This is a genomic window from Caballeronia sp. LZ043 (assembly GCF_031451075.1).
Taxonomy (GTDB): domain Bacteria; phylum Pseudomonadota; class Gammaproteobacteria; order Burkholderiales; family Burkholderiaceae; genus Caballeronia.
The window spans coordinates 1,254,283-1,265,305 of the sequence record NZ_JARUXT010000003.1; the positions used below are offsets into that span (position 1 = coordinate 1,254,283).

The 11,023-nt window shown below is 64.1% G+C and carries 7 protein-coding genes; 5 read left to right on the plus strand and 2 right to left on the minus strand.

Translation table 11 applies throughout. The features are described 5' to 3' along the window. Positions 1-218 precede the first annotated feature (218 nt). Together QCE64_RS25810 and QCE64_RS25815 are read right to left on the minus strand one after the other, a co-directional pair. Positions 219-2,747: an ATP-binding protein gene (locus tag QCE64_RS25810; protein WP_310006955.1), complete on the minus strand. Its 2,529-nt coding sequence runs from the start codon at positions 2,745-2,747 to the stop codon at positions 219-221. 160 nt (positions 2,748-2,907) lie between these two features. Then, the gene (locus QCE64_RS25815) at positions 2,908-3,099 is read right to left on the minus strand and encodes a hypothetical protein (protein WP_309924481.1); all 192 of its coding nucleotides are present in this window, start codon (positions 3,097-3,099) and stop codon (positions 2,908-2,910) included. A gap of 450 nt (positions 3,100-3,549) precedes the next feature. Between QCE64_RS25815 and QCE64_RS25820 the strand changes: the two genes are divergently transcribed. From QCE64_RS25820 to QCE64_RS25840, 5 genes are all read left to right on the plus strand, one after another. Further along, a complete protein-coding gene (locus tag QCE64_RS25820) occupies positions 3,550-6,432 on the plus strand; it encodes a hypothetical protein (protein ID WP_310006957.1) in 2,883 nt (960 codons plus the stop codon). A 1,008-nt stretch (positions 6,433-7,440) separates the two neighbouring features. Beyond that, complete coding sequence (locus QCE64_RS25825) at positions 7,441-8,157, plus strand: ABC transporter permease (protein ID WP_310006959.1); 717 nt, start codon at positions 7,441-7,443, stop codon at positions 8,155-8,157. Then, on the plus strand, positions 8,154-9,056 hold the full coding sequence (locus QCE64_RS25830) for a glycine betaine ABC transporter substrate-binding protein (protein ID WP_310006961.1): 903 nt from the start codon (positions 8,154-8,156) through the stop codon (positions 9,054-9,056). Before QCE64_RS25825 ends, QCE64_RS25830 begins: the two co-directional genes overlap by 4 nt. 19 nt (positions 9,057-9,075) lie before the next feature. Further along, positions 9,076-9,729 (plus strand): ABC transporter permease, encoded by a 654-nt coding sequence (locus QCE64_RS25835; protein WP_310006963.1) that lies wholly within the window; start codon positions 9,076-9,078, stop codon positions 9,727-9,729. Then, the gene (locus QCE64_RS25840) at positions 9,726-10,892 is read left to right on the plus strand and encodes an ABC transporter ATP-binding protein (protein ID WP_310006965.1); all 1,167 of its coding nucleotides are present in this window, start codon (positions 9,726-9,728) and stop codon (positions 10,890-10,892) included. Before QCE64_RS25835 ends, QCE64_RS25840 begins: the two co-directional genes overlap by 4 nt. Positions 10,893-11,023: the final 131 nt, after the last annotated feature.

The following is an 11,023-nucleotide window of genomic DNA, read 5'->3' on the forward strand; positions in this document are numbered from 1 at the left end:
AAACCAGGGGGGTGCAAACGGATTAAATCGAGATGAATAGTCCGGCCGACTGTTCAGGAAACAGCGCCATGACGGTCGGCGCGCAGCCCGTTATCCGGCTGAGCAGTTGATCCCCGCAGACAGCCGGCGCGGGCATCCCGGTAGCGTGTGCGGCGGGAACGCGCGCGGGCCGCCGATGCCTCAAGAAGGCGGCGCGCTCACACGTTGCCCGTCAATCGTCAACTGTCAACCAGTTGCCTTACTTTCTCGGCGAGCGTTTCCAGCGCGAACGGCTTGGTGAGGACCTGCATGCCGGGGTCAAGGCGGCCATTGCCGATCACCGAATTCTCCGCATAGCCGGTGATGAACAGCACCTTCAAACCGGGCCGCGACGCGCGCGCCGCATCCGCCATCTGCCGGCCGTTCATGCCGCCCGGCAGACCCACGTCGCTGATGAGCAGGTCGATGCGCACATTCGATTGCAGCACCTTGAGACCCGCCATGCTGTCGGCCGCTTCGATCACGGTATAGCCGTGCTCTTCCAGCACGTCCGTAATGAGCATGCGAACGCTCGGTTCGTCATCGACGATCAGCACCGTCTCGCCGCTCTCCGCGCCCGAGATGGGCGCGGCGTCGTGATCGGGCAGGTCGCTCGCGACGTCGCCGTAGAAGCGCGGCAGATAGATGCACACCGTCGTGCCCTGCCCCGGCTCCGAATAGATGCGCACCTGGCCGCCCGACTGCTTGGCGAAGCCATAGATCATCGACAGACCGAGTCCGGTGCCCATGCCGATGGGCTTGGTCGTGAAGAACGGATCGAAGGCCTTCGCGACGATGTCAGGCGTCATGCCGATGCCGGTGTCCGTCACGCAGAGCGACAGGAACTGTCCTTCGGGCATGTCGTGGGTGTGCGCGGCAGCGTGGTCGATCCACTTGTTGGCCGTCTCCATCGTGATGGCGCCGCCGTCCGGCATCGCATCGCGCGCGTTGATGCAGAGATTGAGCAATGCGTTCTCGAGTTGCCCGGCATCGACGAGCGCGGGCCACAACCCGGCAGCGCCCACCGCTTCCACCCGGATGCCCGGTCCAACCGTACGCTGGATCAGGTCGGTCATGCCGTTGACGAGCGCGTTGACATCGGTGGGACGCGGATCGAGCGTCTGACGTCGCGAGAACGCCAGCAGGCGGTGCGTCAGCGCGGCCGCGCGCCGCACCGCGCCCTGCGCGGCCACGACGTATTTGTCGACGTCGGCGACACGTCCCTGGCTCAGGCGAATGCTCAGCAATTGCAGCGAGCCCGATACGCCCGCCAGCAGATTATTGAAGTCGTGCGCGAGGCCGCCCGTGAGTTGACCCACGGCTTCCATCTTCTGCGCCTGACGCAGTTGTTCCTCGGCGCGCATCAGTTCGGCGGTGCGCGCGGCGACGCGCTGTTCGAGCGTTTCGTTCAACGCGCGCAACGACGCCGCCGCGCGATCGCGTTCCGCTTCCACGGCGCGGCGCTGCTCGGCGTCCAGCAGCACGCCCGGGAACCGCAGCGGCGTGCCGTCCGCGCCGTGATCGACGCGGCCATTCGCCTCGATCCAGTAATAGCGCCCGTCCGCGCGCCGCACGCGGTATTGATACGCATAGTGACCGCCGCGCTGGAGCGCTTCGGTCAAAGCCTGCGTGAGACCGTCGCGGTCGTCGGGATGCACGTTCGCGATCACCTGCGCGAGACTCAGGCCGTCATGTCCTTGCGCGGGATCGAGACCGAATGATTGGGCGAAGGCTTCGTCGACGGTAAAGCGGTCGCTCGGCAAGTCCCAGAACCACGTGCCGATGATCGCGCCCGCCGCGAGCGCCAGTTGCACCCGCTCGATGTTCTGCCGCGCGAGCGCCTCGCTGGCGCGCAATGCGGCGTCGGCCTTCTTGCGCGCCGAGATGTCGCGAAACAGCACCGACACTTGCCGCAGGCTGGGCGGTTCGACGCGGGTCGCCGACACTTCGATATGCCGTCCCGCACTGATGAAATAGCGCTCGAAACGCGCGGGAACACCGGTACGCAACACGCCGCCATACAGTTCGATCCATTGGTCCGCATCGGCGGGATCGACTTCGCGCAAGGTCTTGCCGACGATGTCCGCAATGCCCGTGTGCCGCTGATAACCCGGGTTCGCCTCGATGTGCGTGTAGTCGCTCAACGGGCCTTGCGGACCGTCGAAGAACTCGATCGTGCAGAAGCCGTCATCGATGGCATGGAACAGCGCGCCATAGCGCACGCGATACGCCTCCGCATCCTGTGTCGCGCGCTTCAGTTCCAGCGCCGTCATGGCCTGGCGCGCCAGCATGCACAGCGCCTGCTGCTGCGTTGCATCGAGACTGCGCGGCGCATGATCCATCACGCAGAGCGTGCCGAGCGGGAGACCTTCGGCGGTGGTCAGCAGTGCGCCCGCATAGAAGCGCACGTGCGGCGCACCGGTGACGAGCGGATGAGCGGCGAAGCGCGGATCGTCGAGGACGTCGGGGATCTGGAGAAACTCGCCTTCCCGCAGCGCCTGTGCGCAGAACGGGCTTTCGAACGAAGTCGCACGCGCGCCGAGTCCGGTTTCCGCCTTGATGAACAGGCGATCCGCGGCGATGAGGTTGATCAGCGCAATGGGCGCGCGACAGATCGAGGCAGCGAGGCTGACGATCTCATCGAAGGCAGATTCACGCGGCGTGTCGAGCACGTCATGGCGCACGAGCGCGGCCATGCGTCGGGCATCAAGGTCGAGAGGGTCGGTCATCAAATGAGTTCTTGTTCCAGGCTTGATCCGGCGTCGCGCGCGGCGGCGAACGGCCGTCTAGTTTAAGGCAGTCATGGCCGTTCGCGTGCTGGAAAAGCAGGGATATTCCGCATATGGCGCGGACAAAGAGTGGACGCGACGCGCCTGTGAGGCGCTGCGTTCAATTCACGCCGGCGATCGCATCGATGTCCGGCCGCGCCGCGCTCCTGAACACCTCGATCCGGTTGCGGCCGCGCTTCTTCGCGCCATAGAGCGCGATGTCGGCGCGCGCGAGCGTTTGCGCCGCTTCGATATCCGTGCCGAGCATCGAATCGATGCCGATGCGCGCGACGATGGCGCCTGGTTCCACCACCGCGCGCAGCAGTGCCGCGAAATGCGCGAGCGTGCGGTCGCCGAGCGAGTGTCCCTAGCGATCGTTCAGAACCTTGAAGTTGTCGAGGCCGGGCAACAAGGTCGGTCAGTTGACGTGAGACGCATCGGGCGACATCTTTGCTTGCTTCCGGAGATCCCGAAATGGCGGTATCAAGCGTCAATTCACAATCGTCAGTTTCCACGCAGCAGTATGGCGGCAGCGACGACGACCCTGCCTTGCTGGAAGAGATCTCGAACTCACCACGCACCAGATGGAAAAAATCGCGGAATGCCTGGGACCCTGAGTGCCCTTCAATTTGCCCGGCAGCAGCCTCGGCACGTAATGATCCGTGCACAACCTTCATCGGGACACGTCGGAAATATCTGCTCACCACCTCGAGATATTGGCTGAAGGTAACACTGGACGCGAACGGTGCTCGGATGCATCGACATGACATCCCTCCTCGCTTCCGGAGAACCCGACATGGCCGTATCAAGCGTCAGTTCACAATCGTCCACTCCCGTAGAAACGTATGACGGCGACGATAACGACACCCCCGCCACCGGCAGCGCTCCGCCGGACGGCTCGCCTGCCGCTCCGATCCGCAACGAAGCAGTCGACGCTCCTGCCGGGCAGACCGGCACGCCCACGTCTTCTTCCACGCTGGCGCAAGTTCAGTCAGCCGATGCGGCCGCGCCTGGCCTGTCGTCCGCCGAAACCCAGCCACTGCTCGATCGCCTCGACAAGGACCCCACCGTTCCCAACGACGCCGGCAATGCCAACAGCTTGGCGGCGCTCCAGGGCGAATCGCTGCGTGGCGCTCCACCCGATGCCATCTCGTTCGAACAGCAGGCCACCCAGACGAACCAGCAAATCGAGGCCCTTCCGTCCGGTCAGCGCGACTTCTATCGCGGCGCGCTCGCCGCGGGCTCGACCTACTACAACGCAGCCACCACCGGGGATCGACGCGCGAAGATCGCGCAGTCCGTGCGAAGCGATGTCATCGATCCGGTCAGCAAGGCCTATCAGCAAGCCATGAGCGACCCCAACGCCCGCGTCCAGCAGGCCTTCGGCAAGCCCTTCGGTGCCGTCTATCTCGGCGCCGCCGGCCAGCAGCAGAGCGATCTGCTCGCCGAAAAGGGACAACAGTTCAACCAGGCCACGACCCCGGATGAACGCGCGCGCATCTTCGGACAGGCCGTTGACATCCGCCACACCATGCAGACGCAGATCGGCTCCATGATCGATCAGGAACACAGGCGCGTGCATGACCAATGGAAGCAGGCCGATCAGCAAATCGATCAGGCCATGCGCGATGCCTCATCGCTTCAGATTGCCTCGCTCGGTTCGCTTGACGACACCCGTTCCTTCCAGCGCCTCGAGTACTTCATCAACCACGGCCTGAACTCCGAGCGCAATGCGCAGCAGTTCCAGTATCGCCTGGAGCACACTCCCGACGACTTCAAGCCCCTGCACCAGTGGTCCGATGAAGCGACCGGGAAGGCTCAATGGGCCATCGATCACATCCAGAGCGATCCCTTCCGCCGTTCGGCCGAGCTCCCGCCGCTACCGCCCGACCCCACGCATACCACCGCCGAAAACCTGCGCATGGGCAACTTCGGCGCCGATCTGCTCCATCGCTACCAGACGGAGAACAGCCGCATCAACGAGGCCGGCATGCTGTATCACGCCGCCTCCCAACGCGGTCCCCTTCGCTACGAGTATCTCGATGCCCACACGCCGCCCCTGCCGCTCTGGCAGCAGCAACTCCAGGACGGCCTTGGCCGCTTCTTCGTGGGGCTCGTGCCGGGCGTGAACCTGCTCACCGACTACATCGTGCCGGCCAAGTCGCTTCCCGAAGCAGCCAGACAGGGTATCGACTTCTTCTCCGGCGTAGCGGGCGGCATGCTGGGGGAAGCGAGATTGCCGCGCTTCGGTCGCGCCGCAGAAGAACAGGTGCCGGCATCCAGGACAAAGTCCGAGGAAGCAGGCGTCGCGCAAGAAGTCAAACCTGCCGATGAAATCAAGCCCGTCACTGCGCCGGACGGTGGACCCGCCGTGCTCGCTGCAAGCACCGCAGCCGACGCGCCGGGCATTCCGCTGGTGGCGTCGGAATACGCACGACAACCCTCCGGCAAACTGGTGCCCGATGCGGACTACCGTGGCCTGTATCACGATGGAACCGGCCAGCACTTCATCCAGCAAGGCGGACAAAGTTATCCGGTGCGCTTCGACGAAACCGCCGGCAAGTGGCAAATGGAGCCGCGCGACGGTGCGCCCAATGCGCCCCACATGTCCATTGACACGAGGGGGAACTGGCAGGTCGATCTCGACCACGGTCTGGTGGGGGGAGGGAAGGGAGAGGCCCGTTGGGCATTTGAACTGTATGAACAGGGAAACACTCTTGAGGAAATTTCCCGAGAACTTCACGTCCGTCCGGAGACCGCCAAAAACCTCATCAATCAATATATCGCGGAGAGCGGGGAGGTAAGGCTGGCGCGTGCATACAATCGGGGCGAAGCGCCCCGTGATGGAAAGAGGTTGTCGCTCTTGTACACGCGATTGACCAGCGGTGAGTCGCTGTCAGCTGTCGCACACGAACTGACTGGCGGTGACGAGTTCTTGGCTTATATCAGCGCGCGGCGCTATGCAAGGATCCACGGTCGTCCGATCGACCGGCTCCCACAGGAGCTACCCTGGAGAACCCGGCCAGACGGTCCGGCAGCGGCGTCCCAGCCCGCTCCTGCGGCGTCGTTGACAAGCTATCCCATGGCCTATCAGCAATACGCCGACATCATCGAAGGGAACGAACAGTTGAAGCCGGCCTGGCAGATCAGCCAGGAAACCGGCGTCCCGACAGCGTGGATCGAGCGAATCCGGTCCGGAGACGGGTACTGGTCAGAGCGGTCGCAAAAATGGGTCGCGCTCGACATGCCTTCCGAGCCCTCCGGAGCCGGCGTTAGCCCCCCGGAACCGCCGCTGAAGCGCCCAAGCGCATATGCCGGCCAATCCGACCCTCCACCCGGAACCAGCGACCCCACACAACCACCGCCGCTCAAGCGACCGCGCACGGATGGCGGTGAGCCTTCGTGGGGAAGCAAGGAGCTCAGACAGTTCTCCGAAGACTATTCGAAGCTGAAAAGTCCCGATGCAAATTCGATGGATGAATGGTTTGAAGGAAACACCCAGGCGCCGCGGAGTCTACAAGTGGAACTGACGGCACGAGGTTATCAGGACATCACGCCAGACATGGTGCGCACCTTCATGACCGGCAAGGGTCGGGAACTCACCACCACCCAACTGCAAAGAATCGCAGAATTTCTGGGCGTGTAGATACCGTTCACCCACAGTGGGTCCGGCAACACGCTGATACCGCCCGGAGAAGTCTGGCAAAGAAGACACTGGACACGAGCAGTGCTCGACGTGCGCATGACAGCACGCGCTGCCGCAGCGTGTCGAGCACAGCCCCGCTCCGGCTCACGAATTCACGCCGGTTCGACAACTGCGTCAGATGGTCCGTGGTTGCCAGCGACTGCAGCTCCGCCTCGATGCGCTTGCGCCCGATCGCATCCATGATGAAGCCGTGTCATACGGTGCCGCGTCCGCGCCGCGTTGCGCTGCGGCCTTGCTTCGCCTTCGCGCCAGCGCGATTCCCGGTGCCGAAGATCGACGCGATATTCGAGCCGCCACTGCATCAAACTGGCGGCGGAGGCCCGCTGCGACGCCCGGGATCCGGTTGCTCAACTCATGCGGTTCATAGCCGGTCAGCGCATGCCAGTCGGGCGGATAGTGGAGCTCGCCGGTACGGCGTTGCGGTCCCACATGCCCGTCTCGCTGCCCGAGAGCGCAAGGCGAGTCAGCTCGCCGTCCTCCTTATCCTGCCGATCCGGCGGTGCCGCCTCTCAGCTTCATCCCACGCGGCGATCGCGTGTTCGGCTAGCCTGATGAGATCGCGAAGGAAAGTCGTGTGGGTTGTGTCGAAGTTGCGCGGCGTTGGACCGATCAAGGCCAGCACGCAGAGGGGGGGCCCAAGGCACCGGTCAGATCGCCTGACGGGCACATGGCTTGCTAAAGGCTTTCCGTTTGCCGCCTTGCCAGGAGGCTCATTGACTGCTCAAACGGAGACGCCGACACCCGACCTTCCTGTTTCAACCCTCGCCCGTCCTTGCTGAGCGGCGAGTGGCCAGCGCTTCCGGCGCGGGCATTTGCGCCACGCCTTCGCGCCCATCCTTTCCATTCCGGCTGTAACCAGCTCCCATTCGGCGCCCGCGTCTGTCGGCAGCGGCGCACGACGCAGCGTGGATCCATCGCGCTCGCCCTTCGAACAAGGAGACCTTTTCCATGTCCCGACGAACTGTCCAGATCCTCGGCAGCCTGCTGGCGGTAATCATCGTGGCCGTGCTGCTGACGCGCGCCATCGACGCCAGTACATGGCACAAATACTCCGGTGATCTCATCTACTATACGGGCCGTCATCTGCTGCTGGTGGGCATTTCGATGGCGCTTGCCATCGTCATCGGCATTCCCGCGGGCGTGGCGCTCAGCCGCCCCGGCCTCGCGCGGCAGGCCGAAGGCTTCATGCAGATCTTCAACATCGGCAACACGGTGCCTTCGCTCGCGGTGCTCGCCATTGCGCTGGGCATCTTCGGCATCGGCGATACGCCCGCCGTCATCGCGCTGTTCCTGGCCTCGCTGCTGCCGATCACGCGCAACACCTACGAAGGCATGAAGAACGTGCCTGCCTCGCTGCTCGAAGCGGCGCGGGGCATCGGCATGACGGGCATGCAGTCGCTGATGCGCGTGGAATTGCCCAACGCGATGCCGATCATCGTGGGCGGCGTGCGCACCGCACTCGCGATCAACGTGGGCACGGCGCCGCTCGCCTATCTGATCGGCGCGGACAGTCTCGGCACGCTGATCTTCCCCGGCATCTATCTGAACGACAACCAGATGCTGCTGCTCGGCGCCGCAGGCACCGCGATCCTCGCGCTGCTGCTCGACGCCATCGTGTCCGCGGCAAGCCGGCGCTGGACCAACGGCAGCGAGGTGACGCCATGAAGCTCTCTCGCTTCCTCCGCAAAGCGTTCGCCGCCGTTGCACTCAGCGCTTGCGCGAGCGTGCCGGCGCTCGCCGCGAATCTTGTCGTCGGCGGCAAGAACTTCACCGAGCAGTACGTCCTGGTCGAGATCACGACGCAGTATCTGCGTGCGCGCGGCTATTCGATCGACGCGCGCACCGGCCTCGGCAGCGTGCTCCTGCGCAGCGCGCAGGAAAACGGCCAGGTCGATCTCACGTGGGAATACACCGGCACGGCGGCGCTGGTCTATCACAAGCTGAAGGACAAGATGTCGCCCGACGAGATGTACCAGCGCGTCAAGGATCTCGACGCCAAGGAAGGGCTCGTGTGGCTCAACAAGTCGCCGCTCAACAACACTTACGCACTCGGCCTTCCCGCCGCAGCCGCGCGCAAGTCGGGCATCCGCACGATTTCGCAGTTGTCGGAGAAGCTCAGGAGCGACCCGAAAGGTACCCGTCACGTGTTCGGCATGGATGCGGAGTTCGCGAACCGTCCCGATGGCCTGAAGCCGCTGGAAGCCGCCTACGATCTGCACTTCAGCCGCGCCGAGACCAAGCAGATGGATTCGGGGCTGGTCTATACGGCGCTGCATAACAACCAGTTGACCATCGGTCTCGTCTACACGACCGATGGCCGCGTGAAGGGCTTCGGCATCGTGCCGCTCGAAGACGATCTTCATTTCTTCCCGCCGTACAACGCCACGCCCGTGGTGCGCGCGACCGTGCTCCAGCAGAATCCCAAGCTGGCCGAACAGCTGAACGCGCTGTCCGCCGTGCTGGACAACGACGCGATGCTGGAGATGAACAAGCAGGTCGATATCGACGGCAAGTCGGTGCAGGCGGTCGCGAGCGAGTTTCTGCGCGCGCACAAGCTGCCTTGATGAAGGAGGAACCCGAACGATGAGTCTGACCGACTATCTGAGCGCCAATTGGCCCGAGTTGCTGCAACTGACCTTGCAGCATTGCTATCTGGTGGGCTTGGCCGTGGGCTGCGCGATCCTCGCGGGCGTGCCGCTCGGCATTGTGATGAATCGCTATCCGTGGCTCGCCGGCCCGCTGCTCGGCCTCGCGACCATCATCCTGACGCTGCCGTCCATCGCGCTGTTCGGGCTGATGATCCCGGTGTTTTCGCGCTTCGGCGCAGGCATCGGCGCCGTGCCGGCGATCACCGCCGTGTTCCTGTACTCGCTGCTGCCGATCATGCGCAACACCTATCTCGCGCAGCGCAACGTGGAAGCGGGCATCAAGGAAGCGGGGATCGGCATCGGCATGACGGCGTGGCAACGGCTGCGTCTCGTGGAACTGCCGCTGGCCGTGCCGGTGATTCTCGGCGGCGTGCGCACCGCCGTGGTGATGAACATCGGCGTGATGACGATTGCCGCCGTGATCGGCGCGGGCGGACTGGGCTCGCTGATCGTGCGCGCGATCGGCCAGAGCAGCATGATGAAACTGCTGGTGGGCGCCGTGCTCGTGAGCCTGCTCGCGATCGTCGCCGACTTGCTGCTGCAGGCATTGCAGCGTGTACTGACACCGAAGGGAGTGCAAAAGACATGATCGAACTCGACCGCCTGACGAAGACTTTCACGCAGAAGGACGGCCAGAAGGTGAACGCCGTCGACTCGGTGAGCCTCAAGGTCGAAGAGGGCGAAATCTGCGTGTTCCTTGGCCCGTCCGGTTGCGGCAAGACCACGACGCTCAAGATGATCAACCGTCTGATCGAGCCGACCTCGGGACGCGTGCTGATCAACGGGGAGGATACGTCCGGGCTCAATGAAGTGGACCTGCGCCGGCATATCGGCTACGTGATCCAGCAGATCGGCCTGTTTCCGAACATGACGATCGAAGAGAACATCGTGATCGTGCCGCGCCTGCTCGGCTGGGACAAGAAGCGCTGCGCCGATCGCGCGACCGAACTGATGTCGATGGTCGCGCTCGATCCGAAGCTGTATCTGAAGCGCTATCCGCGCGAGTTGTCGGGCGGGCAGCAGCAGCGCATCGGCGTAATCCGCGCGCTGGCCGCCGATCCGCCCGTGCTGCTGATGGACGAGCCGTTCGGCGCGGTGGATCCAATCAACCGCGAGTCCATCCAGAACGAGTTCTTCGCGATGCAGCGCCAGTTGAAGAAGACCGTCATCATGGTGAGCCACGATATCGACGAAGCGATCAAGCTGGGTGACCGCGTGGCCGTGTTCCGGCGCGGCAAGCTCGTGCAGTACGATCATCCGGATACCTTGCTGGCGCATCCGCGTGATGATTTCGTCGGCCAGTTCGTCGGCGCCGACAGCACGCTGAAGCGTCTGTTGCTCGTGAAAGCCGGAGATGCGGCGACGCAACCCGATACCGTGCGCGCCGAGACGCCACTGGCCGATGCGTTCGCGCTGATGGACGAGAGCGACAGCCGCTATCTGACCGTGCTGGATGGCGAGCGGCACGCGCTGGGCGTGGTGTCGCGACGGGCGGCGCGCGGGGCGCAAGGCGTGTGCGGCGACAAGCTCACGCAGTTTCAGGCGACTGTTTCGCCGGATGAGAACCTGCGGATCGTGCTCTCGAAGATGTATCAGTTCCGATCGTCGTGGATGCCGGTGCTGGATGCCGATGGGCACTATGTCGGCGAGATCACGCAGGATTCGATCGCGGATTATCTGAGTTCGGGGAGGTCGCGGCATCAGACCGGACAGGGACCGGTGGCGCGGGTGAGGGAGACGGCGGGGGTGTAATTCAGGTGGGCCATTCCAGCCCGCCACACCGCTGCATGAAGTAATGAAGGGGGGGGGGCCCCCGCGGGCGCCCCCGGGGTTTTTTTGGTGCGGGTAAACCGAAACACCAAAAAAAAAAATAAACCACCCCC